22 protein-coding genes, 1 other RNA gene and 1 CRISPR repeat array are annotated in these 23,591 nt (G+C 58.1%); of the genes, 19 read left to right on the top strand and 4 right to left on the bottom strand.

Translation table 11 applies throughout. The annotated features are described in order from the left end of the window. Positions 1 to 153: 153 nt before the first annotated feature. Complete coding sequence (locus tag AFK66_RS14220) at positions 154 to 1,200, bottom strand: PLP-dependent cysteine synthase family protein (protein WP_007781408.1); 1,047 nt, start codon at positions 1,198 to 1,200, stop codon at positions 154 to 156. Positions 1,201 to 1,315: 115 nt separating this feature from the next. Between AFK66_RS14220 and AFK66_RS14215 the strand changes: the two genes are divergently transcribed. The 5 genes from AFK66_RS14215 to amtB all read left to right on the top strand — a co-directional run bounded on the left by AFK66_RS14215 (position 1,316) and on the right by amtB (position 7,269). Then, positions 1,316 to 1,777 carry an Lrp/AsnC family transcriptional regulator gene (locus AFK66_RS14215; protein WP_004387554.1) on the top strand — a complete coding sequence of 154 codons (462 nt, stop codon included), beginning with the start codon at positions 1,316 to 1,318 and terminating at the stop codon, positions 1,775 to 1,777. Between the two features lie 57 nt (positions 1,778 to 1,834). Next, entirely contained in the window at positions 1,835 to 3,610 is a 1,776-nt protein-coding gene (locus AFK66_RS14210; RefSeq protein WP_023899237.1) for a SmdA family multidrug ABC transporter permease/ATP-binding protein, read from the top strand. Beyond that, positions 3,603 to 5,381, top strand: a complete 1,779-nt coding sequence (locus tag AFK66_RS14205; protein WP_023899235.1) for a SmdB family multidrug efflux ABC transporter permease/ATP-binding protein — start codon at positions 3,603 to 3,605, stop codon at positions 5,379 to 5,381. Before AFK66_RS14210 ends, AFK66_RS14205 begins: the two co-directional genes overlap by 8 nt. Before the next feature lie 231 nt (positions 5,382 to 5,612). Next, positions 5,613 to 5,951 carry a P-II family nitrogen regulator gene (gene glnK, locus AFK66_RS14200; RefSeq protein ID WP_004387552.1) on the top strand — a complete coding sequence of 113 codons (339 nt, stop codon included), beginning with the start codon at positions 5,613 to 5,615 and terminating at the stop codon, positions 5,949 to 5,951. A gap of 31 nt (positions 5,952 to 5,982) precedes the next feature. Continuing rightward, positions 5,983 to 7,269 carry an ammonium transporter AmtB gene (gene amtB / locus AFK66_RS14195; protein WP_007781423.1) on the top strand — a complete coding sequence of 429 codons (1,287 nt, stop codon included), beginning with the start codon at positions 5,983 to 5,985 and terminating at the stop codon, positions 7,267 to 7,269. A gap of 395 nt (positions 7,270 to 7,664) precedes the next feature. On the opposite strand, the gene tesB is transcribed toward amtB, so the two are convergent. Next, positions 7,665 to 8,525 (bottom strand): acyl-CoA thioesterase II, encoded by an 861-nt coding sequence (gene tesB / locus AFK66_RS14190; protein WP_007781424.1) that lies wholly within the window; start codon positions 8,523 to 8,525, stop codon positions 7,665 to 7,667. Between the two features lie 223 nt (positions 8,526 to 8,748). Here tesB and AFK66_RS14185 point away from each other — a divergent pair, with 223 nt between their 5' ends. After that, the gene (locus AFK66_RS14185; RefSeq protein ID WP_007781426.1) at positions 8,749 to 9,321 is read left to right on the top strand and encodes a YbaY family lipoprotein; all 573 of its coding nucleotides are present in this window, start codon (positions 8,749 to 8,751) and stop codon (positions 9,319 to 9,321) included. Between the two features lie 31 nt (positions 9,322 to 9,352). Here AFK66_RS14185 and AFK66_RS14180 read toward each other — a convergent pair whose 3' ends face one another. Next, the gene (locus AFK66_RS14180; RefSeq protein ID WP_023899231.1) at positions 9,353 to 9,664 is read right to left on the bottom strand and encodes an MGMT family protein; all 312 of its coding nucleotides are present in this window, start codon (positions 9,662 to 9,664) and stop codon (positions 9,353 to 9,355) included. A gap of 205 nt (positions 9,665 to 9,869) precedes the next feature. Between AFK66_RS14180 and AFK66_RS14175 the strand changes: the two genes are divergently transcribed. The 13 genes from AFK66_RS14175 to AFK66_RS14120 all read left to right on the top strand — a co-directional run bounded on the left by AFK66_RS14175 (position 9,870) and on the right by AFK66_RS14120 (position 21,900). After that, positions 9,870 to 12,503, top strand: coding sequence for a CRISPR-associated helicase/endonuclease Cas3 (locus AFK66_RS14175; protein ID WP_032983424.1), 2,634 nt, complete (start codon positions 9,870 to 9,872; stop codon positions 12,501 to 12,503). 352 nt (positions 12,504 to 12,855) lie between these two features. Next, on the top strand, positions 12,856 to 14,412 hold the full coding sequence (gene casA / locus AFK66_RS14170; RefSeq protein WP_007781430.1) for a type I-E CRISPR-associated protein Cse1/CasA: 1,557 nt from the start codon (positions 12,856 to 12,858) through the stop codon (positions 14,410 to 14,412). Continuing rightward, a complete protein-coding gene (gene casB, locus AFK66_RS14165; RefSeq protein ID WP_007781431.1) occupies positions 14,413 to 15,018 on the top strand; it encodes a type I-E CRISPR-associated protein Cse2/CasB in 606 nt (201 codons plus the stop codon). A gap of 11 nt (positions 15,019 to 15,029) precedes the next feature. Beyond that, the gene (cas7e, locus tag AFK66_RS14160; RefSeq protein WP_007781432.1) at positions 15,030 to 16,103 is read left to right on the top strand and encodes a type I-E CRISPR-associated protein Cas7/Cse4/CasC; all 1,074 of its coding nucleotides are present in this window, start codon (positions 15,030 to 15,032) and stop codon (positions 16,101 to 16,103) included. A gap of 9 nt (positions 16,104 to 16,112) precedes the next feature. Further along, positions 16,113 to 16,865, top strand: a complete 753-nt coding sequence (gene cas5e / locus AFK66_RS14155) for a type I-E CRISPR-associated protein Cas5/CasD (RefSeq protein WP_023899228.1) — start codon at positions 16,113 to 16,115, stop codon at positions 16,863 to 16,865. Further along, positions 16,847 to 17,497 carry a type I-E CRISPR-associated protein Cas6/Cse3/CasE gene (cas6e, locus tag AFK66_RS14150; RefSeq protein ID WP_007781434.1) on the top strand — a complete coding sequence of 217 codons (651 nt, stop codon included), beginning with the start codon at positions 16,847 to 16,849 and terminating at the stop codon, positions 17,495 to 17,497. The genes cas5e and cas6e overlap by 19 nt, the downstream gene beginning before the upstream one ends. Continuing rightward, positions 17,494 to 18,411: a type I-E CRISPR-associated endonuclease Cas1e gene (gene cas1e / locus AFK66_RS14145; RefSeq protein ID WP_007781436.1), complete on the top strand. Its 918-nt coding sequence runs from the start codon at positions 17,494 to 17,496 to the stop codon at positions 18,409 to 18,411. The genes cas6e and cas1e overlap by 4 nt, the downstream gene beginning before the upstream one ends. Continuing rightward, positions 18,411 to 18,704, top strand: a complete 294-nt coding sequence (gene cas2e / locus AFK66_RS14140) for a type I-E CRISPR-associated endoribonuclease Cas2e (RefSeq protein ID WP_007781439.1) — start codon at positions 18,411 to 18,413, stop codon at positions 18,702 to 18,704. The genes cas1e and cas2e overlap by 1 nt, the downstream gene beginning before the upstream one ends. 96 nt (positions 18,705 to 18,800) lie before the next feature. Next, positions 18,801 to 19,622: direct repeats of the CRISPR family, unit length 29 nt; unit sequence GTGTTCCCCGCGCGAGCGGGGATAAACCG. A 269-nt stretch (positions 19,623 to 19,891) separates the two neighbouring features. Beyond that, on the top strand, positions 19,892 to 20,251 hold the full coding sequence (locus AFK66_RS22640) for a hypothetical protein (protein ID WP_071603056.1): 360 nt from the start codon (positions 19,892 to 19,894) through the stop codon (positions 20,249 to 20,251). A gap of 2 nt (positions 20,252 to 20,253) precedes the next feature. Further along, a complete protein-coding gene (locus tag AFK66_RS14135) occupies positions 20,254 to 20,712 on the top strand; it encodes a DUF3828 domain-containing protein (RefSeq protein WP_032967978.1) in 459 nt (152 codons plus the stop codon). Positions 20,713 to 21,032: 320 nt separating this feature from the next. Beyond that, positions 21,033 to 21,129, top strand: an RNA gene (gene ffs / locus AFK66_RS14130) — signal recognition particle sRNA small type. A gap of 301 nt (positions 21,130 to 21,430) precedes the next feature. After that, complete coding sequence (locus AFK66_RS14125; RefSeq protein ID WP_007781447.1) at positions 21,431 to 21,682, top strand: DUF6364 family protein; 252 nt, start codon at positions 21,431 to 21,433, stop codon at positions 21,680 to 21,682. Further along, positions 21,679 to 21,900 (top strand): hypothetical protein, encoded by a 222-nt coding sequence (locus AFK66_RS14120; RefSeq protein WP_007781449.1) that lies wholly within the window; start codon positions 21,679 to 21,681, stop codon positions 21,898 to 21,900. The genes AFK66_RS14125 and AFK66_RS14120 overlap by 4 nt, the downstream gene beginning before the upstream one ends. Positions 21,901 to 22,099: 199 nt before the next feature. Here AFK66_RS14120 and yczR read toward each other — a convergent pair whose 3' ends face one another. Beyond that, a complete protein-coding gene (yczR, locus tag AFK66_RS14115; RefSeq protein ID WP_023899223.1) occupies positions 22,100 to 23,521 on the bottom strand; it encodes a MocR-like transcription factor YczR in 1,422 nt (473 codons plus the stop codon). Positions 23,522 to 23,591 lie beyond the last annotated feature (70 nt).

The following is a 23,591-nucleotide window of genomic DNA, read 5'->3' as shown; positions in this document are numbered from 1 at the left end:
TATATATCATTCTAAAGTAATTACTTTTTATGTATTTATTTTAGTGATGTTTAAATTTCTTTTTTTGGAATAAATATGAAATGACATTGTTTAATGGATGTGGTTGTTAAAAAAGCGGCGTTGATTCGCCGCTTTGTTTTTACTGCGTTGCGTTTAACGCATAAGTTCCTGAATGGCCGCGCGCCAGGGCGAGATATCGCCAATCGAGGCCGCTACCCATTCCGGGTTGTGATAGGTCTCCAGATACCGCTCGCCGCTGTCGCACAGTAGCGTAACGATAGCGCCGCTGCGGCCTTCTTCACGCATTCGGGCGGCCAGTTGCAGCGCGCCCCACATATTGGTGCCGGTAGACGCACCGACTTTGCGGCCCAGCAGTTCACCAAGCCACTGCATTGCCGCTACGCTCGCCGCATCCGGCACCTTTAACATTTCATCGATCACATCGGGAATAAAAGAGGGCTCAACACGCGGACGGCCAATCCCTTCAATGCGGCTGCCGACGCTGCTTTTCAGCCTGCTGTCGCGCTGCTGCCAGTAGTCGTAAAAGACCGAGTTCTCAGGGTCGACCACCATCAGGCGCGTCTCGTGGCCCTGATAGCGCAGGTAGCGGCCAATGGTGGCGGACGTGCCGCCGGTACCGGCGCTCATCACGATGTAATCAGGAACCGGGTGCGGCTCGCCAGCCATCTGCCGGAAAATACTGTCGGCGATATTGTTATTGCCGCGCCAATCGGTCGCGCGCTCGGCGTAGGTAAACTGATCCATATAACGGCCCCGCAGTTCGCGGGCGAGCACCTCGGAGGCCTCGTAAATTTCACAGGCGCTCTGCACGAAATGACAGCGGCCGCCGTAAAATTCAATTTGTTCCACTTTGCGCCGCGCGGTACAGGCGGGCATGACGGCGATAAACGGCAGGCCCAGCATGCGGGCAAACCAGGCTTCGGAAACCGCGGTCGAACCGGAAGACGCCTCGATAATCGGCGTGCCTTCGCGGATCCAGCCGTTGCTCAGGCCGTATAAAAACAGCGAGCGCGCCAGGCGGTGCTTCAGGCTACCGGTGGGGTGCGTGCTTTCATCTTTCAGATAGAACCAGATGCCCGGAAAGGCGGGCAGGGTAAAGCGGATCAAATGGGTATCCGCAGATCGCCGGGCGTCGGCGTGGATCTCATTAATGGCGTGGTGAACCCAGGTGCTGGACATGATACGTTCCGGTTTATCAATTTGTGCCCAGCGTAAAGCATCTTTCAGGAAAATAAGTTGCCATTTAGCCTGCCTGTTGCTGATATGAGAGAAAAATTTTCTACAGGAATCGGGAATGTTAGATAAAATTGATTGCAGACTGCTGGCGCTGCTTCAGGAGGACGCGACGCTCTCTTTGCAGGCGCTCGCCGATGCCGTTAATCTGACGACGACGCCCTGCTGGAAGCGGCTCCGGCGGCTTGAAGATGACGGCTATATAATTAAGCGCGTCGCGCTGCTCGACCCGGAAAAACTCGGCCTCGGCCTTACCGCTTTTATGCTGATTAAAACGCAGCATCACAGCAGCGACTGGTACAGTCAGTTTGTCGCGGTGGTGGAAGAGATGCCGGAAGTGCTCGGTTTCTGGCGCATGGCGGGCGAATACGACTACCTTATGCGGGTACAGGTGGCCGATATGAAAAGCTATGATGACTTTTATAAACGTCTGGTCAACCGGGTGCCGGGGCTGTCAGATGTCACGTCGAGCTTCGCCATGGAGCAGATAAAATACACCACGGCCCTGCCGCTTAAGCGCTGAACCGTCTGGCTCGCCACGGCGCCCGCGCTTTATCATCAGACCAATCAGGAATTTCGCGTGCGATTATTTGCTCAGTTAAGCTGGTATTTTAGCCGGGAGTGGCGTCGCTACCTCGGCGCGGTTGCCCTGCTTATTGTTATCGCCATTCTGCAACTGGTGCCGCCAAAAGTGGTGGGCTACGTTGTCGATGGCGTCACTCAACATCACTACACTACGCGCCAGGTGCTGCTGTGGGTCGGCCTGCTGGTGGTGATTGCGATAGTGGTTTATCTGCTGCGCTACGTCTGGCGTGTGCTGCTTTTCGGCGCGTCCTATCAGCTGGCCGTTGAACTGCGGCGCGATTTTTACCGCCAGCTCAGCCGCCAGCATCCGGAGTTCTATCTGCGCCACCGCACCGGCGATTTAATGGCGCGCGCCACTAATGATGTCGACCGCGTGGTCTTCGCCGCTGGCGAGGGCGTGCTGACGCTGGTCGATTCGCTGGTTATGGGCTGCGCGGTGCTGGTCATCATGTGTACCCAGATTAGCTGGCAGCTCACGCTGTTGGCGCTGTTGCCGATGCCGGTGATGGCGATTGTCATCAAGCGTTACGGCGATCAGCTACATCACCGTTTCAAAGCCGCGCAGGCGGCGTTCTCGTCGCTGAACGATAGAACCCAGGAGAGCCTGACCAGCATCCGCATGATCAAAGCGTTCGGCCTGGAAGACAGACAGTCGGCGCTGTTTTCTGAAGACGCGCGCGATACCGGCGTGAAAAACCTGCGCGTGGCGCGCGTGGACGCCCGTTTCGACCCGACGATTTATATTGCGATTGGCATGGCTAACCTGCTGGCCATCGGCGGCGGCAGCTGGATGGTGATGAACGGCACGCTGACGCTCGGCCAGCTCACCAGCTTTACGATGTATCTGGGCCTAATGATCTGGCCGATGCTGGCGCTGGCGTGGATGTTTAACATCGTCGAGCGCGGTAGTGCGGCGTACAGCCGCATTCGCGCGCTGCTGGCGGAGGCGCCGGTAGTGAAAGATGGCCAGGCGTCGCTGCCCGCCGGACGCGGTGTACTGAACGTGGCTATCCGCGAATTCCGCTATCCGCATGCCGCCCGCGATACGCTGCGTAACGTGCAGTTCTCGCTGAAACCCGGCCAGATGCTGGGGCTGTGCGGCCCGACCGGCGCCGGGAAAACCAGCGTGCTGTCGCTTATTCAGCGCCATTTCGATCTCGATCAGGGCGAGATAACCTTCCACGACGTCCCGCTTGACCGCGTGCATCTGGATGACTGGCGCGGGCGGCTCGCCGTCGTCAACCAGACGCCGTTCTTATTCTCCGACACGGTCGCCAGCAATATTGCGCTCGGTAAGCCCGACGCCACGCAGGAAGAGATAGAACAGGCGGCGAAACTCGCCTGCGTGCATGACGATATTCTGCGTCTGCCGCAAGGGTATGACACGCAGGTCGGCGAGCGCGGCGTGATGCTCTCCGGCGGACAGAAGCAGCGCATCTCTATTGCCCGCGCGATGCTGCTGGAAGCTGAAATCCTGGTGCTGGATGACGCGCTCTCCGCCGTTGACGGTCGTACTGAACACCAGATTCTGCATAACCTGCGCCAGTGGGGAGAAAACCGTACGGTGATTATCAGCGCGCACCGGCTCTCGGCGCTGACCGAAGCCAGCGAAATTCTGGTGCTGCAACACGGCCAGGTGGCGCAGCGCGGGCGTCATGAGGCGCTCGCGGCACAGCCCGGCTGGTACCGGGATATGTATCGCTATCAGCAGCTCGAAGCGGCGCTGGACGACGCGCCGGAAGAGAACGACGAGGAGGCGCTGAATGCGTAATACCGTAAAGAGCTGGCCGACGCTGAAACGTCTGCTGGCATATGGCTCGCCGTGGCGTAAACCGCTCGGCGGCGCGGTGCTGATGCTGTGGGTGGCCGCCGCGGCGGAAGTGACCGGGCCTGCGCTCATCAGTTACTTCATCGACAATCTTGTCGCGAAAAACCAACTGCCGCTGGGGCTGGTGGCCGGGCTGGCGTTCGCCTATGTGCTGCTGCAAATCCTCGCCGCCGGGCTGCACTACTGGCAGGCGCTGCTGTTTAACCAGGCGGCGGTGGGCGTGGTGCAACAGTTACGTACCGATGTGATGGATGCCGCGCTGCGCCAGCCGCTCAGCGCGTTCGACACGCAGCCGGTGGGTCAGTTGATCTCGCGCGTCACCAACGATACCGAGGTGATCCGCGATCTCTACGTCACGGTCGTGGCGACGGTGCTGCGCAGCGCCGCGCTTATCGGCGCGATGCTCGTGGCGATGTTCAGCCTCGACTGGCGCATGGCGCTGGTCGCCATCACTATCTTCCCGGCGGTGCTGATCGTCATGATGATTTATCAGCGCTACAGCACGCCGATTGTGCGCCGGGTGCGAACCTATCTGGCGGATATCAACGACGGCTTTAATGAAGTCATCAGTGGGATGAATGTCATCCAGCAGTTCCGCCAGCAGACGCGCTTTGGCGAGCGCATGAACGCCGCCAGCCATTCGCACTATCTGGCGCGAATGCAGACGCTGCGCCTGGATGGCTTTCTGCTGCGCCCATTGCTGAGCCTCTTTTCCGCGTTGGTGCTGTGCGGCCTGCTGATGCTGTTCGGCTTCACCGCCGTCGGGACGATTCAGGTGGGGGTTCTCTACGCCTTTATCAGCTATCTGGGCCGTCTTAACGAGCCGTTGATTGAACTCACCACCCAGCAGTCGATTTTGCAGCAGGCGCTGGTGGCGGGCGAACGTGTGTTCGAGTTAATGGATCGCCCGCGCCAGGATTACGGCCACGACGAGCGCCCGCTCACGAGCGGCGCGATTGAGGTGGATAATGTCTCTTTCGCCTATCGCGACGATCAGCTGGTGCTGAAGGATATTTCGCTCTCGGTGCCGTCCCGTCACTTCGTGGCGCTGGTCGGGCATACCGGCAGCGGCAAAAGTACGCTTGCGAGCCTGCTGATGGGGTACTATCCGCTCACCTCCGGGGAGATCCGTCTCGATGGACGTCCGCTCGCCTCGCTCAGCCACGGCGTGCTACGTAAAGGCGTGGCGATGGTGCAGCAGGATCCTGTCGTGCTGGCCGATTCGTTCTTCGCGAACGTCACGCTCGGGCGCGACATCGACGAAGCGCGCGTCTGGGAGGTGCTGGAAACGGTACAACTGGCCGAGCTGGCGCGCGGCATGAGCGAGGGCATTCATACCCGTCTTGGCGAGCAGGGCAATAATCTCTCCGTCGGGCAGAAGCAGTTGCTGGCGCTGGCGCGCGTACTGGTGGACGCGCCGCAAATCCTTATCCTTGATGAGGCGACGGCGAACATCGATTCCGGCACCGAGCAGGCGATTCAGCACGCGCTGGCCGCTATCCGGCCGCACACGACGCTGGTGGTTATCGCGCATCGTCTCTCCACGATTGTGGAAGCCGACACTATTCTGGTGCTGCATCGCGGGCAGGCGGTGGAGCGGGGCAGCCATCAGGCGCTGCTTGAGGCGCGCGGGCGCTACTGGCAGATGTATCAGCTCCAGCTTGCGGGTGAAGAGCTACAGGCCGCCGCCAAAGAGGAGCCGCTCAGCGCCTGATGCACCAAAATCAGGCGTTCTGCTAACACGCATCGTTAGTGGTGCAAAAATGTAACGCACCGTGCACTCGCATGGTGCGTTTTTCTTTTCTGCCTTCCGTTTCCTTCAATTAATCCTGCTTTCTTGCCGCAGTTTTTGCCGCCACCGCACGCTTTTCTATTCCTGGCACGCCGCTTGCTTTACCAGATTATCGTCGCTGCCGAATTACCCATTTCTGACTGGAGGGGATCTATGAAGCTGGTTACCGTGGTAATCAAACCGTTCAAACTGGAAGACGTGCGTGAAGCACTCTCCACCATTGGCATTCAGGGGCTTACCGTCACCGAAGTGAAAGGGTTCGGGCGCCAGAAAGGCCATGCCGAGCTTTACCGCGGCGCCGAATACAGCGTGAACTTCCTGCCGAAAGTAAAAATCGACGTGGCTATCGCCGACGATCAGCTGGATGAAGTGATCGAGGTGGTCAGCAAGGCCGCGTGGACCGGAAAAATTGGCGACGGCAAAATTTTTGTCGCCGAACTGCAACGCGTGATTCGTATTCGTACCGGCGAAGCCGACGAAGCGGCTCTCTGATTTCTGGCCAACCGTAACAGGAATGCACAAGATGAAACACACAGCTTTCAAATCGGGTTTCGGCCTGCTTGCTCTTCTGCCGGGTATTGCCCTGGCTGCGCCCGCGGTGGCGGATAAAGCCGATAACGCCTTTATGATGATCTGCACCGCGCTGGTGCTCTTTATGACCATCCCAGGCCTTGCGCTCTTTTACGGCGGTCTTATCCGCGCGAAAAACGTGCTCTCGATGCTGACGCAGGTGTCTGTCGCGTTCGCGCTGGTCTGCGTCCTCTGGGTGGTCTATGGCTACTCGCTGGCGTTCGGCAGCGGCGGCAGCTTCTTTGGCAACATGGACTGGCTGCTGCTGAAAGGCATTAAAATCACCGACCTGATGGGCACCTTCTATCAATACATTCACGTAGCGTTCCAGGGCTCCTTCGCCTGTATCACCGTGGGGCTTATTGTCGGCGCGCTGGCGGAACGCATCCGCTTCTCGGCCGTGCTTATCTTCGTGGCGGTATGGCTCACCTTCTCCTATGTGCCGATTGCGCATATGGTCTGGGGCGGCGGTCTGCTGGCGTCTCACGGCGCGCTGGATTTCGCGGGCGGCACCGTGGTGCACATTAACGCGGCGGTAGCAGGTCTGGTCGGCGCGTATCTGGTTGGCAAACGCGTTGGCTTCGGCAAAGAAGCGTTTAAACCGCATAACCTGCCGATGGTCTTTACCGGCACTGCAATCCTCTACTTCGGCTGGTTTGGCTTTAACGCCGGCTCCGCCAGCGCCGCCAACGAAATCGCAGGCCTCGCGTTTGTGAACACCGTTGTCGCGACGGCGGCGGCCATCCTTGCCTGGGTCTTTGGCGAATGGGCGCTGCGCGGTAAGCCGTCGCTGCTGGGCGCGTGCTCCGGCGCTATCGCGGGCCTGGTGGGGATTACGCCTGCCTGCGGTTACATCGGTGTGGGCGGTTCGCTTATTGTGGGTATCGCGGCGGGTCTGGCGGGCTTGTGGGGCGTCACTCTGCTGAAACGCTGGCTGCGCGTTGACGATCCGTGCGACGTATTCGGCGTGCATGGCGTTTGCGGCATCGTGGGGTGCATCCTGACCGGTATTTTTGCATCTACCTCGCTCGGCGGCGTGGGTTACGCCGCAGGCGTGACGATGGGACATCAGGTGCTGGTGCAGCTTGAGAGTATCGCCATCACCGTTGTCTGGTCTGCTGTGGTCGCGTTTATCGCCTATAAAGCGGCAGATCTGACCGTCGGCCTGCGCGTCTCCGAAGAGCAGGAGCGCGAAGGGCTGGACGTCAACAGCCACGGCGAGAACGCCTACAACGCCTGATAGTGGGGTTATCTCCGGAGCAAAAAACCTCCCGCATGCGGGAGGTTTTTTTATGGGGCGAGTGGCAAGGTGGGTGCGCTGCGCTTACCCACCCTACAAAAGACGCCCACACTTACCGTGGTTAACCGCAGGGCGGGTAAGCCATGCGCACCCGCCATGTAAGGCGCTATGAATGTAAAAGGTAGGTGCGCTGCGCTTACCCACCCTACAAAAGATGCTCACACTTACCGTGGTTAACCGTAGGGCGGGTAAGCCACGCGCACCCGCCATGTAAGGTGCTATGAATATAAAAGGTGGGGGCGCTGACGCTTACCCACCGTACAAAAGACGCTCACGTTTACCGTAATTAACCGTAGGGCGGGTAAGCTATGCGCACCCGCCGGGTCGCTAAAAAATTACCCGCGCTTTCTCATCACGCCTTCCTGCACGGTCGAGGCGACCAGCACACCGTCCTGAGTATAAAACTCGCCGCGCACAAAACCGCGAGCGCTGGAGGCAGACGTACTCTCCACGCTGTAAAGCAGCCACTCGTTCATATCGAACGGGCGGTGGAACCACATTGAATGATCGATCGTCGCCACCTGCATGCCCGGCTCCAGGAAGCCAACGCCGTGCGGTTGCAGCGCCACCACCAGGAAATTGAAATCCGACGCATAACCGAGCAGCGACTGATGCACGCGCACCTCATCCGGCATCTGGCCGTTGGCGCGCAGCCACACCTGACGCTCCGGCTTTGCCGTGTGGCCTTTCAGCGGGTTGTGAAACTCCACAGGGCGGATCTCCAGCGGCTTATCGCACAGGAATTTGTCCTTCACCTGCGGCGGCAGAAGGTGCGCCAGCGATCGGGCGATTTCGGTTTCCGATTTCAGCCCGTCAGGTGCGGGCGCAGGCGGCATGGGTTTTTGATGTTCGAAGCCGCTTTCCGGTGCCTGGAACGACGCGGTCATATAGAAAATCGGCTTACCGTTCTGGATAGCCGCCACGCGCCGGGCGCTGAAGCTATTGCCGTCGCGCAGCACTTCCACGTCATAAACAATGGGTTTCTGGCTGTCGCCGGGGCGCAGAAAATAGCTGTGAAAAGAGTGGACGAGACGCTCTTCCGGCACCGTCGCTTTAGCGGCGTAAAGCGCCTGGCCGACGACCTGGCCGCCGAACACCTGTCGTAATCCGAGATCTTCGCTTTGGCCGCGAAAAAGCCCTTCTTCGATTTTTTCCAGATTTAATAACGCGAGTAAGTTGCTCAGCGCCTGACTCATAAAGGGTCCTCTACTACCGGGAAATGCACAACCGTGCGAATGATATATCCCGATTATAACGCAGAACAGCAACTGGTCAGAGGGGTTAAATAATCTTAATAGCGCCCCGTTTCCAGGCGAAAATTAGTGATATGTGCCACACTTAGCACGACAAACATGTTGTGACAGCTCACGCTGGTGAGTGCCTGGCGCTTACTGGTGGAATGAAAATAAGGAGAACGCCATGAAACTCGTGCACATGTTAAGTGGTTTAGCCGTTGCCGTTGCTCTGGCCGGTTGCGCGCAGGATAAAAGTGCTGATATTGCTGTTCCAGCCCCGAACCCGAATACCTCCGGCGTTGCGACCAAGCCGGTAATTAAGCAGCCGAACGTTTCCGGTACCGTCTGGATCCGCCAGAAAGTGGCCCTGCCGCCGGACGCCGTGCTGACCGTGACCCTTTCTGACGCCACTCAGGCGAACGCGCCGTCGAAAGTGCTGGCGCAGAAAGTGGTGCGTACCGAAGGTAAACAGGCGCCGTTCAGCTTCGTGCTGCCGTTTAACCCATCCGACATTCAGCCGAACGCCCGCGTTCTGCTGAGTGCGGCGATCACGGTTAAGGATAAGCTGGTGTTTATCACCGACCGCGTACAGCCTGCCGTGAATCAGGGCGGTACCAAAATCGACCTGACGCTGGTGCCTGTGCAGCAGACCGCCGTACCGGTACAGTCTGGTGGTGGTGCGGTGACAAGCGTGCCGTCAACCTCGCCGACGCAGGTCACGCCGTCCTCCGCCGTTCCGGCCCCGACGACGTACTAAACCCGCACAAGCGCCTCTTCGGAGGCGCTTTTCAGTAGCGCCACCCGTAGCGCGCCAGGTCGATCTCTCCTTTCCCCGATACCTGCACGCCCTCCGCGAGCAACGCCTGACGCTGGCGCTGTAAATCCGGCCCGGTCAACGAAATTTCCCCGTGACGATTCACCACCCGATGCCACGGCAGCGTGCTGCCTTCCGGTAGGCGCTTAAGCACACCGCCCACCTGACGCGCGGCCCGCGGCGAGCCCGCCAGCCGCGCCACCTCGCCATAGGTCGTGACGCAGCCTTCCGGGATGGCGGCGACAATCTGATAAACGCGCTGCGCAAAGGTGTCGTGGTGGTTCATGGAGGCTCCTTGATTTCAGGCGTTAAGCATAAGAAAGGGCGGGCGAAGGGCGCAACTGCGAAGTGTTTTTTATCAGTTATTTCAATGTGAAACCTTTACATATCAGTCAATTATATATTTTTAGATAAAAGGGAATACGCTTGCGCTCCCGGTACGATTCCGGAGCGCGCCGCAGAATAGGCGGAATTTGGCAAAGGACTGATTTATGAGCGGATATTTATACTGGGGCAAGTCCCGAAAGGGCGAAAACCATCAGGGCGATGATTACCACTTACTGCAATGGCATTCACTTGACGTGGCCGCGTGTGGATACGTGATGGTGATGGAAAACCACTTTAACGCCGCGTCTCTCTTTGCCGCGCTCGGGATAGACGATCGCGAAACGGCGGCAACGTTTTTCGCCTGGCTACTGTGCTGGCATGACATCGGCAAATTTGCGCGTCTGTTTCAGCAACAATACCGCTGCGACGCGCTGGCGTGTGGCCTGCGCGACGTCAGCGACAGCCGCCATCACCATACCGTCACCGGCACGTGGCTGTGGCAAAACCATCTTGGTGATTGCGTGGCGCAGGGCATGACAGGCCCGCTGTCGGCGCGTGAGCGTAAACGCGTGCTGGACCGCTGGATGCCTGCGATTATTGGCCATCACGGCAAGCCCGTCACCTGTGAAAACTGCCATAACGATTTCCTGCCGGAAGATATCGCTGCCGCCAGAGCGTTTGCCGGCGCGGTGAGTGCGCTCTTCCCGTCGGTTGCGCTGCCAACGCTGTGGAAAGACGATAACTGGCGGGAAACATTCCCGGCGAAAAGCTGGCTGGTCTCCGCGCTTACGGTGCTGGCGGATTGGACAGGCTCCGCGAATCTGCACTTCCCCTGGGTGGCGCAGGCGATGCCGTTTGAAGCGTACTGGGCACGCGCGGTTAAACAGGCGCAACGGGCGCTGCGCCTGTTGCCACCAGCAAGCGACGTCGCGCCCTTTAACGGCATCGAAACGCTTTTTCCTTTTATCACCAGGCCGACGCCGCTCCAGCAAAAAGCGCTGGAGATGGATATTCACGCGAGAGGCCCGCATCTCATCATTCTTGAGGATGTCACCGGGGCCGGAAAAACGGAGGCGGCGCTGGTGCTGGCGCATCGCCTGATGGCGGCGGGGCAGGCGCGCGGTCTGTATATCGGCCTGCCGACGATGGCGACGGCGAACGCCATGTATGCGCGGATGTCGCAGGCCTGGCTGCGGCTCTATCGTGAAGGCAGTCATCCGAGCCTTGTGCTGGCGCACAGCGCGCGCAAACTTTCTGCGGGATTTAACGCCTCCGTCTGGGCGCGTGAATTACTGCCGAACGACTCCGGCGATGAGGCCGCCGCGTATGAAGGCTGCGCCGCCTGGTTTGCGCAGTCGCCCAAAAAGGCACTGCTCGCCGAGACCGGCGTCGGCACGCTCGACCAGGCCATGATGGCGGTCATGGCGTTTAAGCACCAGAATCTGCGCCTGCTGGGCCTGAACGATAAAGTGCTCATCGCCGATGAAATCCACTCTTACGATGCGTATATGTCGCATGTGGTCGAAAAACTTGTCGAGACGCGCGCCCGCTACGGCAACGCCACCATTTTGCTCTCGGCTACGCTTTCACAGGCTCAGCGCGACCGCTTAATCGCCGCCTTTTATAGAGGGCTTAACACCACGCGTGAATCGCCGCGCCTCGGGCCTGACGACTACCCCTGGATAACGCATCTTCACGCGCAGGGCATTGACGGGCAGCGCGTCGCCACGCGTGCGCAGGTGCAGCGGCGGGTTGCCATCGGCTGGATGGAGGATGACGACGCGTGCTTTGATAAGATCGAGACAGTAGCGCGCGAGGGCGGCTGTATCGGCTGGATACGAAATTCCGTCGACGATGCAGTGAACAGCTACCGGGAATTAATTCGCCGGGGGAATATCCCGGAAGAGAATATTATTTTATTTCATAGCCGTTTCGCATTTATCGACCGTAATGATAAAGAACAAACAACGCTGGAATGGTTCGGAAAACAAAATGCGGTTAATCGAAGCGGTAAAGTAATTATATCTACTCAGGTAATAGAACAATCAATCGATATCGATCTGGATTATTTAATTAGCGATCTCGCGCCGGTCGATTTATTAATTCAGCGCGCCGGGCGTTTGCAGCGGCATAGTCGTGATAAACAGGGGCAGCTTAAATTAACCGGCGCAGATGAACGCCCTGCACCACGGCTGGATATTCTGGCACCGCGCTGGCAGGCGCAGCCAGATGAAAAATGGCTGACCTCCGCCATGCGTAATACCAGCTACGTTTACCCGGCGCATTCGCGGCTCTGGCTGACCCAGCGGGTATTGCGCGAGCAGGGCGAAATAAAGATGCCGGAAGCAGCACGCCTGTTAATTGAAGCCGTGTATGGTGAAGAAATCGACGTGCCGGAAGGCATGAAGCGCTCTGAAGACGCCGCGCTGGCCGACTATTACTGCCAGCGCGCCATTGCGAGCAAATATGAAATTTCCCTCGATGTTGGCTACAGCGTTGAGAGCGCGGAGCTATGGGGGCCGGACGTCTCGACCCGTATTGGCGAACTCACGATCGATCTCTGGCTGGCCAGGGACACTCCGCAGGGAATAATGCCCTACGCGCAGGGCGATAACGCCTGGGAGATGAGCGCGCTGCGCGTGCGCAAAAGCTGGTGGGAGAAGCACCGCGGCGAGTTCACGCTGCTTTGCGGCGAGGCGCTCTCTCAGTGGTGCCGCGAGCAGCGTAAACCAGAGGCGGTGGTGATTCTGCTGCCGGGCGGCTATTCAGCCAAAGAGGGGCTTATCGGCGAGGTGTAAGCGCGGTAAACCCCAGGGCGAGTGCCCTGGAGTTTTTATCCCCGCGCTCGCGGGGAACGGTTAAACACCAGGAGAAAAAATACACCGGTTTATCCCGGTTAATATCAATGGGAACGAAATAAGGGTAATAGATAAGAAATAAAATAAAAGGTGTAATTTTTCTTTTGATGTTTTTTTAGCGCTATGTCACTTTTTATCTGAATCTTCAGGCGTATTTTCAATGGATTCGATCGAAGTGATTGAATTATTTTAGCTATGAATTAATTTTTTTATTAATTGCTGTCATCCATTAGTTAAACCTTTAAAGGACGCATGCCTGTGGGATATCTGTCAGGCAAGGGAGGGATATGTTTTGAGTTCATTAATCACCACAAAATGGCTCCCCGTTATTTACCGCGACGGCACCCGCGGGAAAATCGCGCCGCTGGATCTGGCCGATGAAAATATTCTGGACCTGATTTTACCGCGTCCGGATTTTCAGGGGGCGGCCTGGCAGTTTCTGCTCGGGCTGCTGCAAACGGCGCTGGCCCCGAAAGACGCCGAAAGCTGGGAGGATATCTGGGAAGACGGCTTAACGGCGGAGGCTATCCGCAACGCCCTGGCACCGCTGGAGAAACTCTTTGAATTCTGCCCGGATACGCCCTCGTTTATGCAGGATTTCGAACCGCTCGACGGTGAAAGCGTCGCGCTGGCACAACTGCTGCCGGAAACGCCGGGCGCTCAGACCTTAAAGCTTAATAAAGATCATTTTATTAAGCGCGGCACTACCGAAAAACTCTGCCCGCACTGCGCGGCGCTGGCGCTCTTTTCGCTGCAGCTAAATGCGCCATCAGGTGGGAAGGGTTACCGCACCGGACTGCGCGGCGGCGGGCCAATGACCACGCTGCTGGAGCTGCACCGTTATCAGGGGGAGCGCCCGGCGCTGTGGCGCAGGCTGTGGCTTAATATATTGCCACAGCGCGAGGGGCGTCTCCCGCGCCCGGCCTGCTATGACGCCCGCGTCTTTCCGTGGCTTGCGCCGACCCGCACCAGCGAAAAAGCTATCGTAACGCCGGAACAGGCCGATGCGCTGCAGGCGTACTGGGGCATGCCGCGGCGCATTCGCGTGGATTTCTCTACCACGCTGCCGGGCACCTGCGATCTCTGCGGCGAGCCGGGCGACGCGTTGCTGACGTCCATGACCGTCAAAAACTACGGCGTTAACTATGTGGGCTGGATGCACCCCTTAACGCCGCACCGTATTCCCAAAAAAGAGGGCGGGGAGATGTTCTCCGTGAAAGGGCAGCCGGGCGGCCTGCTGTGGCGCGACTGGCTGGGGCTGATGATGGAAAGCGAAAGTGACAACAACCGGGAGCAGCCCGCCCGTATTGTCAAAATCCGCCAGCAAAAACCGTTGCCCGGCGCGGAAACCGGGCTCTGGTGCTTTGGCTACGACTTCGACAACATGAAGGCCCGCTGCTGGTATGAGCATCATTTGCCCTTTCTGCAACTTCCCGAATCGCAACAGCCGTTTATCCGTCAGACCCTGAGCGACGCCGCGCGGGTCGCCACCCTGATGCTCAGCAAATTACGCAGCGCGCTGAAAGAGGCGTGGTTCGGTGAAGGCGCGACCGTGCGCGGCGATTTCAGCTTTATCGACGTTGATTTCTGGCAGCAGACGCAATCGCGGTTCCTGGAGCTGGTCGAGGCGGTCAAAGCCGATACCTCCGGCGATAACCGCGCGCTGCTCAGCGCCTGGAATAGCGACATCTGGCGGTATACGCGCCGCTATTTTGACGACCACGCGCTGACCAATCCGCAGGAGCGCACGGAATTCGCAGACATCATGAAAGCCCGGAAGAAGTTTTTCACGCAGGCGAAGCCTGCCGCGAAAGGCGCACGGGCGAAAAAAACGCAGGAGGCAAACTAAGTGAGCATCTTATCGCAGGCGCACCGTGAGTCTTTACTCAAATGGTATGCGCTACTCAATGAACAGCAGGGACGGCGGTTGCGCGCCAGCCTGCGCCGCAGCCATACGCTGAACGAGGTGTGGCTCAGCGAAGGGTTTCGGTCACTCGCGGCGCGCGTGCCGACGCTCTGGAACGTGCCGGGGCGCGAATGGCGCTTCTGCGCGCTCGGCATCGTCGCGGCGCTGGCCGCTCACGTCAAAACGGTGGATACGCGCGCCTCTTTTGCCGAACAGCTCGGCCACAAAGAGGGCAACCATGCGGTGATGTCTGAACTGCGTTTCCGGCGGCTCAGCCAGGCGCGCACGCAGGAGGAGCTGTTCCGCCAGCTACGCCGCGCGGTGCAGTTGCTGCGAGGCGTGGTCAATCTGCCGGATTTAGCGGAAGGCGTTTTTCGCTGGTGTGCGGAAGAAGACGAACGCGAGCGACGTGCCGCGCGCAGGCGTGCTCCGACCGATTACATCCGCGTGCGCTGGGCGCTGGATTATTACATGGCGGGCAACCCCTCAGACGCCCCGGACGCAGAAAACACCGATTTACCGGCCGACACGGCCACCACTCAGGAATAAGGAACATTCACATGACAACGTTTATTCAGCTTCATCTGCTAACCGCTTACCCGGCCGCTAACCTGAACCGCGACGACACTGGCGCGCCGAAAACCGTCACCATCGGCGGCGCGTCGCGCCTGCGTGTCTCTTCGCAAAGCCTCAAGCGCGCCTGGCGCACCTCTGAACTCTTTGAGGCGGCGCTCGGCGGGCATATCGGCACGCGTACCGCGCGCATCGGCCGCGAGGCGGCGGAGATCATGCTGGCGGGCGGCATCGCGCAGGCCAAAGCGATTGAGTGGGGCGGCGCGATTGCAGCCTGTTTCGGCAAAGTGAAAAGCGAAAAAGATAAGAAAAAGCTCGAGAAAGATCCCCTCATTAACACCGACACCGAGCAGCTCGCGCATGTCAGTCCGACGGAAAGAGAAAGTGTGCATGCGCTGGCCCGCACGCTGGCAGTGGAAAAACGCGCGCCGACAGTAGATGAACTGAATTTCCTGCGCAAAGACGCGATGGCGGTGGATATCGCGCTGTTTGGCCGCATGCTCGCGTCCACGCCGGAGCATAATATCGAAGCCGCCTGTCAGGTCGCCCATGCGTTCGGCGTTGGCGAAACCCTGATGGAAGACGATTTCTTCACGGCGGTGGACGATCTCCGTGAGGCCGCGGCGGAAGACGCCGGTGCCGGACATATTGGCGAGCTGGGTTTCGGCTCCGCGCTCTTTTATACCTATCTGTGCATCGACCGCGATCGTCTGCTGGAAAACCTCAACGGCGATGAACAGTTTATGGCGAAAACGCTGCGGGCGCTGGGTGAATGTACGCTGAAAATCTCCCCCACCGGCAAACAGAATAGTTTCGCCTCGCGCGCGTACGCCAGCTGGGCGCTTGCCGAGAAAAGCACGGAGCAGCCGCGCTCGCTGGCTGCCGCATTCTGGGAGCCGGTAACCGGTCACGATCAGCTCGACGAAGCGGTGCGCCGCATCACCACGCTTCGTGACAACATGAACAAGGTCTACGGCGGCGGCGCGACGCCGTGCGCGGTGCTGTATGGCGATAAAGGGGAAGGTTCCGTCGCACAACTGCTGGATTTTATCAGCGCATAAGGAGCGACGATGAACCGCTATCTTATTTTTCAGCTCCAGGGGCCGATGGCCTCCTGGGGAGAGATTGCCGTCGGCGAGGTGCGCCATACGCGCGCGCTGCCGGGGCGCTCGGCGCTGCTCGGGCTGCTGGCCGCGGCGCTTGGCATCCGGCGTGACGACGAGGCGGCGTTAAACGCGCTGAATCAGCATTATCAGTTTATCGTCTGCGCCGGGAAATCAAGCGCCTGGGCGCGTGACTACCACACGGTGCAGGTGCCGCGCGAAGCCCGCAAAGTGCGCTATTTCATCCGTAAAGATGAACTGCGCGACGCGCAGATGCTCGTAACGACCGTTTCCTGTCGAGATTACTACGCCGATGGCTACTGGCTCGTCGCCGTCGCGGCCACGCCCGGCGCGCCTTATACGCTTGAGGCCTTACAGACGGCGCTGCGCGCGCCGGTTTTTCCGCTATACCTCGGACGTAAAAGCCATCCGCTCGGGCTGCCGCTCTGGCCGCATCTGTGCGAAGGCGAGGCCGCCTCGCTGCTGCGCGAAGCACAGGCGCGCTACAGCGCGGCATTAAGCGAGCTTAACCCGGCGCTGAGCGCGCTCGCGCAGTTTCACCCGCACCTCTGGTGGGAGGGCGAACACGACGGCCTCACGGCGGATGAAATTCAGATCTGGCGTGACCAACCGCTCAGCCGCCGGCGCTGGGATTTCGATATCCGGACGGTGCAGCAAGGACGACTGACGCAGGAGGCGACATGTATCTCTCAAAAATAACGCTCCCCACCTCCAGGCTCACGCCGGAGCGGCTGATGGAGATGATGGCGCGCGGCGAATATGTCATGCACCAGTGGCTGTGGGAGCTGTTCCCCGGCGTGGCGCAGCGGCAGTATCTCTACCGGCGCGAGACGCTGCAAAACGGCTTTTGCTTTTATTTGTTGTCCGCAAGCGCGCCCGAGCGCACGCACCCGCTGTTCGAGATTCAGACACGCCTGTTCGCGCCAGCGCTTGATGAAGGCGCCGCGCTGCGTTTTTCGCTGCGGGCTAACCCGGTCATCACCCGCAACGGTAAACGCCATGATGTGCTAATGAACGCGAAACGTGAGGTAAGACCTTTCTCACAACGCGGTGAAGTGTGGGGGAAGCAGGAGCAGGCGGCGCTGGCGTGGCTTGAGGCGCAGGGAGACAAAGGCGGTTTTCGGCTCTCGCAGGCGTGCGTGGCGGCATACCGTCAGCAGCAGGTTATGAAGAAACGCGGCGAGTTAATCCAGTTCAGCACGGTGGATTACGAGGGCGCGCTTACCGTAACCGATCCGGCGCAATTTATAGCGCGGCTTCACGAAGGCTATGGCAAATGCCGCGCTTTCGGCTGCGGGTTGATGCTCATCAAACCGGGCGACGGGGTATGAGTTTTGTTCCCCTCAATCCAATTCCGCTCAACGATCGCACGTCAATGATTTTCCTCCAGTACGGTCATCTTGACGTACTGGATGGCGCGTTCGTGCTGGTGGATAAAACCGGCGTGCGCACGCATGTGCCGGTGGGCGCTATCGCCTGCATTATGCTGGAGCCTGGTACGCGGGTGTCCCATGCCGCGATCAGGCTGGCGTCGCAGGTCGGTACGCTGCTGGTATGGGTGGGCGAAGCGGGCGTGCGCCTTTATGCCTCCGGGCAACCGGGCGGCGCGCGGGCTGACAAGCTGCTTTACCAGGCGAAGCTCGCGCTCGACGAGACGCTGCGCCTGAAAGTGGTGCGCAAAATGTATGAGCTGCGTTTTGGCGAGCCGCCGCCAGCGCGCCGGTCGGTCGAACAGCTGCGCGGGATCGAAGGCGCGCGCGTGCGACAGACCTACGCGCTGCTGGCGAAACGCTACGGCGTGAAGTGGAACGGGCGCAGGTACGATCCGAAAGACTGGGAAAAGGGCGATGTGGTGAACCAGTGCATCAGCGCGGCGACCTCCTGTTTATACGGCATCAGCGAGGCGGCGATACTGGCGGCGGGTTACGCGCCCGCCATCGGTTTCATCCATAGCGGCAAGCCGCTCTCGTTTGTTTACGACATCGCGGACATCATTAAGTTTGACGCCGTGGTGCCGAAAGCATTCGAGATAGCGGCCCGTCACCCGGAACAGCCGGATCGCGAAGTGCGTCTGGCGTGCCGGGATATTTTTCGTAGCGAAAAGCTGACCGGCAAACTTATTCCGCTGATTGAAACCGTGCTCGCCGCCGGTGAAATCGAACCGCCGCAGCCCGCAACCGACATGCTGCCGCCCGCGATACCGCAAGCCGATTCGCTGGCGGAAGCCGGTTTCAGGAGCCGCTGATGAGTATGCTGGTCGTCGTGACGGAAAGCGTCCCACCCCGGCTTCGCGGACGGCTCGCCATCTGGCTGCTGGAGCTGCGCGCCGGGGTTTACGTGGGCGACGTATCGCGCCGCGTGCGTGAAATGATCTGGCATCAGATAAATAAGTTAGCGGAGGAGGGCAATGTGGTGATGGCGTGGGCTACGAATCATGAATCCGGCTTCGATTTCCAGACGTACGGCGTTAACCGTCGTATCCCGGTGGATTTGGATGGCCTGAGCCTTGTCTCGTTTTTACCGCTTGAAAATCAGTAGGTTAAGCGCTCTTTAACAATGCGAGATTGTGAACCAAACGTTGGTAGAATGTTGTTGCCCGAAAAAGTGTAATAAATACAGTTATATAGTTTTAGAGTGTTCCCCGCGCGAGCGGGGATAAACCGCGTTTTTTCATCAACTTACAATTGATTAAGGAGTGTTCCCCGCGCGAGCGGGGATAAACCGCCTGTGCGCATAACGCCGTAGTGATCAATGATGTGTTCCCCGCGCGAGCGGGGATAAACCGAAATTCTCCAACGCTTCTCAGGTGACGTCACGGTGTTCCCCGCGCGAGCGGGGATAAACCGCCAATCGCCGCAACGTTCATTATCGCGCTGCGGTGTTCCCCGCGCGAGCGGGGATAAACCGCGCTGGATAATTTCTCTCTTGTTCCTGGAAGCGTGTTCCCCGCGCGAGCGGGGATAAACCGCAGACCGCGTACGACGGGATGCCGAAAATCAGGTGTTCCCCGCGCGAGCGGGGATAAACCGATCTGGCAGGAGAGCGGGGGTAATCATTACGGGTGTTCCCCGCGCGAGCGGGGATAAACCGCCGTCCCAGGACATCCCCTCGGTGTGAGACGGGTGTTCCCCGCGCGAGCGGGGATAAACCGGTGCCGAATTACTGCGGCTGGCGCGGCTAGGCGTGTTCCCCGCGCGAGCGGGGATAAACCGACGCAGCGTTTATCGAGCGACTGATACTGCGAGTGTTCCCCGCGCGAGCGGGGATAAACCGATAAAAAAATAATTGATGAAATAAATGCTTTAGTGTTCCCCGCGCGAGCGGGGATAAACCGAAGTCTATCTCGGTTTTTCACCCGAAATAGGCGTGTTCCCCGCGCGAGCGGGGATAAACCGACGCCGAATACGCTGCGGCAGACGCGTGGCAGGTGTTCCCCGCGCGAGCGGGGATAAACCGGTATATCAATAACGTGGTTTATTGAATATGTGCAGGAGCATTATTTTATATGGCAATATATAAAAAACAATTCTGAGTTGGGGTATAAAGATAACGGCAATGCTTAAAGAATTAAAGATTATTACATCGCTTCTATTTTTGCTGATTATATTTATATGATTTTTATTGCTGGTTTTTATGTGGGTTAACTTAATTTCAAAGTTGAATACAGTATTTATTAATTTGTGCATGTAGAATTTATATGTTCTTCATTTAATAGGACTTTATAAATGACATGGGATAAATATGCAGCAATACGTCATGCACAGGATCGTGCCTACAGTAATAGCTATCATAAGTGCGAGTTATTTGTTAAAGAAGCTATTATTGCTGGTGGGGTTGATATACATCCAACGCCTTCTGCAAAAGATATGGGTAAGGCATTGATTCAAGCTGGTTTCTATGAGGTTTATGGTGAGCCCGTAGCTGGTGATGTCGCTGTTATTAGCTCGATCCCCGGACATCCTGATGGTCATGTTTGTATTTATGATGGCCAAAAATGGATTAGCGATTTTAGGCAGAGATCATTTTATCCAGGAGATAGTTACCGCCGGGCTCATCCCGCCTTTAAACTTTACAGGCATTACTGAACATGAATAAAACCATTTGCACCTTATTTATTACTGTCGCGTTGTGTAGTACTGCCGCTGTTGCCAGTGATGAAACGCTTGAACAAAAACCTCAGCAGGCCGCACTTAATTTTAATCGCTGGTATATAGGCGGCTTTCAGAATACGCATCAGGATCTTCTTGATAGCAAGCAGATTAGACATTACGTGACAAAAACAACTTTGGAGAAATTGCGACGAGCCAGACAGAATGAAAATGAATTTTATGATTCGGACTTTTTCATCAAGGCTCAGGACATTCTGCCGGACTGGACTTCTCATATCGTCATTACGGATGTCGAGTATGACCCGGTTTGTACGCAGGTGTATGTGTCGTTTGGTCAAAACCCGGCACATAGAGTGATCGATTGTATGGTGAAGGAAGCGGGTATATGGAAGGTGCAATCCGTTGCGCGCGTGCCAGTGGCGAAAGGGAAATCCTGAAACAGAAATCGCATAGTTGAACAGTATCTCAGGCCAGGTGGGTGCGCTTCGCTTACCTACCATACATATATTGATTGTCAGGCCTGGTGGGTGCGCTTTGCTTACCCATCCTACATATGTTGTTAGGCCAGATGGGTGCGCTTCGCTTACCCACCCTACATATAAACTGGCGGGCCTGCCCTTAACCGACCCACAAAAGCTTCCCGTGCCTGCTCTCGATTGCGCAATAAACCGGCATACGGCGCGCGTTGGGTTGCAATCGCCATGGGCAACAGACATAATGCGCCCTGCGCGTTTAACGACGCTCTCAATGGGGGCCCTGTTGGTTCTCCCGCAACGCTACTCTGTTTACCAGGTCAGGTCCGGAAGGAAGCAGCCAAGGCAGATGACGTGTGTGCCGGGATGTAGCTGGCAGGGCCCCCACCCATTTCTGCCTCTCCCACCGCGATAACCTGCTTCGACTGTGCTTCTTTTAAGCATCCGCTCCTGTGTTTTCCCGTTCTTCCCACAGCTATTTATTTCCGGGTTGCCAGCCGCTTTATTTTATTCTGTCGTTTAAATTTAATTATACTGTCATTTATTTGTCATCTTATTGTCATAATAGCCAAACCGATATCTCATTTTTAAAACGTCTTTTTATAAGTAACAGCTTAACGCTGGATCTTAATAATCAATTAAGGTATTAAATAGCTCTCATCTGAAAGGAAAGGAATTTTCTATGACTGCTGCGGTGCTTAACGTAAAAATAGATACCGATCTCAAAGAAAAGCTTCGTCAGTATGCTGAGCAGCACGGTGAAACGCTCAGCGCCACCACAGAAAAACTGTTACAGAATGCGCTGGTGCTGGCCGATGAAGACGACGCGGTAAACAGCGAAGAGATCGACAGCCAGCACACCGAAGAAGATGTATCCCCACTTTCTGTAAAAGAAATCAAAGCGCTACGTAAACTTCTGAAGAAAAGAAAATGAAAGACGCTTCTTTATCCACCACGGCTGCAACCTACCGGGAAGCCTGTGAGCTGTTGCGTTCAGGCTATGTCAAACATGTCCGTCTGGGCTGGGATGTCGGCAGCGATGAGTTCTTTCGTATTGCGTCCGACTGGTGTGACGCCGGCGCGAAAATAAAAAAAGAGGGTGATGCGTTTGTCATTTCTCTGAAAGGTTTTCCGGTTCCGCGCCAGCATTAATTCCTGCCTGCCGATCGCGTCATGAATATATCATCCGCGTGACACGGCGCTGTTACAAAGCGCCGTCATTATTCGTCGCATAATAAAATGATACGCCTCACCATCTCAAATTATGTGCAGTCACGGATGACCGTTTTTTTATGGCGAGCCGGAAGGCTCGTCATCTGTTTTTTCTCTCCTGTCAGATTCACCTTAATCATCACACCAGCCCACGGGCGGTCGGCGCACGCGCTTCCATAAGCTGATGCCAGAGCGGCTGTAGCCGGCCAAACGCCTCTTCAAGCCGTTCGGTCTCAAGCGTAAACGGCATTCGCAGAAAGCGCTCAAAGGCACCATCCACGCCGAACCGGTTGCCGGGGCCAAGATGAATGCCGAGCCCTTCGGCGCTGGCCGCGAAGCGCGTCGCAAGCGGGCGTGGCAGCTCCACCCAGAACGATAACCCTCCCTGCGGCAGGGTCGTGCGCCACTGCGGAAAATAGCGCTGCATGGCGTCAAGGCACGCATCGCGGCGCGCTTTTAACGCTGTGCGTCGCGGCGGCAGAAAATGCGGGGCGTCTTCAATCAGCGTGGCGACGGCGAGTTGTTCCAGCAGCGGCGAGCCGAGATCGAGCGTGTCGCGCATCTGAATCAGCGACGCGATAGTGCGCGCACTGGCCCGTATCCAGCCGAGCCGCAACCCACCCCAGAAGCTTTTACCCGCCGAGCCGAGCGTAACGACCGTATCCTGCGTGTCAAAGGCAGCGAGCGGCGGCGGCGGGGCGTCTTCATACCAGAGATCCACCATCGTTTCGTCTACGACAAGCGTGGTGCGGCTGGTCGTCGCTACGACAGCGACGCGCTCGCGGGTGGCGGCGTCCATGCAGTAGCCGGTGGGGTTGTGGTAATCGGGAATGATATAGGCGAGGCGCGGCGAGGTCTGGGCGAACGTCGCCGCCAGCCCGTCCGGGTCCCAGCCCTGGCTTGCCAGTGACACTGGCACCGGACGACACGACGCGCCGCGAATGGCGGCGATGGCGAGCGGGTAGGTGGGGTTATCGACCACCACCCGGTCGCCGGGGCCGGTCAGCAGCCGCAGGATAAGCGCGAAGCCGCTCACCGCGCCGTTTACCAGCATCACCTGATCGGGGCTGGTGGGCAGGCCGCGCGCGTCGTAGCGGGCGGCAATGGTCTCACGCAGGCGCAGCAGACCCTGCGGATCGTAGCCCGTATGGCCGAGATAATCCGGTAACTGCGCCACGGCGCGCTGGCAGGCCGCCAACACCTCCGGGCCTGCGCTCAGCGCCGCGGTGGAGAGATCGAGCGCGCCGCCGCTACCGGTGAGCGTTGGCACCGAGGCGCTGGCGGGCAGGGCTATCGCGGAGCCTGCGCCGTGGCGGCTTATCAGAAAGCCTTCATCACGCAGCAGCCCCAGCGCGCTGGCCACGGTCGTGCGGCTGATGCCCAGTGCGCCAGCCAGTTCGCGCTCGCCCGGCAGGCGGCTTGCAAGCGGCAGGCGTCCGTCCAGAATAATCAGGCGCAGCGCCTGCGCGAGCTGGCGATAAACCGGCAGGCGGGAATGTTCCTGCTGCCAGTGGCCAAGCAGGCGCAGCAGCGAGGCCGTACCGGTGCGACGATAATTCATAAGCAGTCCACTTTGTTCAAACTGGACCTTAATCTTACGTCTGCTGGCCTTAAAGTAGTAGCCAGATGAC

This window comes from Cronobacter malonaticus LMG 23826, assembly GCF_001277215.2.
GTDB classification, from domain to species: domain Bacteria; phylum Pseudomonadota; class Gammaproteobacteria; order Enterobacterales; family Enterobacteriaceae; genus Cronobacter; species Cronobacter malonaticus.
Note: the sequence above shows the minus strand (reverse complement) of the source record. Positions and strands in the feature narration are given on the sequence as shown.

Excerpts from the sequence above, each read along its gene's own strand:
- tesB (WP_007781424.1), bottom strand. The coding sequence starts at position 8,525 with ATGAGTCAGGCGCTGAGCAACTTACTCGCGTTATTAAATCTGGAAAAA.
- cas2e (WP_007781439.1), top strand. The coding sequence starts at position 18,411 with ATGAGTATGCTGGTCGTCGTGACGGAAAGCGTCCCACCCCGGCTTCGC.
- AFK66_RS14125 (WP_007781447.1), top strand. The coding sequence starts at position 21,431 with ATGACTGCTGCGGTGCTTAACGTAAAAATAGATACCGATCTCAAAGAA.
- AFK66_RS14220 (WP_007781408.1), bottom strand. The coding sequence starts at position 1,200 with ATGTCCAGCACCTGGGTTCACCACGCCATTAATGAGATCCACGCCGAC.
- AFK66_RS14175 (WP_032983424.1), top strand. The coding sequence starts at position 9,870 with ATGAGCGGATATTTATACTGGGGCAAGTCCCGAAAGGGCGAAAACCAT.
- AFK66_RS14180 (WP_023899231.1), bottom strand. The coding sequence starts at position 9,664 with ATGAACCACCACGACACCTTTGCGCAGCGCGTTTATCAGATTGTCGCC.
- amtB (WP_007781423.1), top strand. The coding sequence starts at position 5,983 with ATGAAACACACAGCTTTCAAATCGGGTTTCGGCCTGCTTGCTCTTCTG.
- cas7e (WP_007781432.1), top strand. The coding sequence starts at position 15,030 with ATGACAACGTTTATTCAGCTTCATCTGCTAACCGCTTACCCGGCCGCT.
- AFK66_RS14120 (WP_007781449.1), top strand. The coding sequence starts at position 21,679 with ATGAAAGACGCTTCTTTATCCACCACGGCTGCAACCTACCGGGAAGCC.
- cas1e (WP_007781436.1), top strand. The coding sequence starts at position 17,494 with ATGAGTTTTGTTCCCCTCAATCCAATTCCGCTCAACGATCGCACGTCA.
- AFK66_RS22640 (WP_071603056.1), top strand. The coding sequence starts at position 19,892 with ATGACATGGGATAAATATGCAGCAATACGTCATGCACAGGATCGTGCC.
- cas5e (WP_023899228.1), top strand. The coding sequence starts at position 16,113 with ATGAACCGCTATCTTATTTTTCAGCTCCAGGGGCCGATGGCCTCCTGG.
- glnK (WP_004387552.1), top strand. The coding sequence starts at position 5,613 with ATGAAGCTGGTTACCGTGGTAATCAAACCGTTCAAACTGGAAGACGTG.
- AFK66_RS14185 (WP_007781426.1), top strand. The coding sequence starts at position 8,749 with ATGAAACTCGTGCACATGTTAAGTGGTTTAGCCGTTGCCGTTGCTCTG.
- cas6e (WP_007781434.1), top strand. The coding sequence starts at position 16,847 with ATGTATCTCTCAAAAATAACGCTCCCCACCTCCAGGCTCACGCCGGAG.
- yczR (WP_023899223.1), bottom strand. The coding sequence starts at position 23,521 with ATGAATTATCGTCGCACCGGTACGGCCTCGCTGCTGCGCCTGCTTGGC.
- AFK66_RS14205 (WP_023899235.1), top strand. The coding sequence starts at position 3,603 with ATGCGTAATACCGTAAAGAGCTGGCCGACGCTGAAACGTCTGCTGGCA.
- AFK66_RS14215 (WP_004387554.1), top strand. The coding sequence starts at position 1,316 with ATGTTAGATAAAATTGATTGCAGACTGCTGGCGCTGCTTCAGGAGGAC.
- AFK66_RS14135 (WP_032967978.1), top strand. The coding sequence starts at position 20,254 with ATGAATAAAACCATTTGCACCTTATTTATTACTGTCGCGTTGTGTAGT.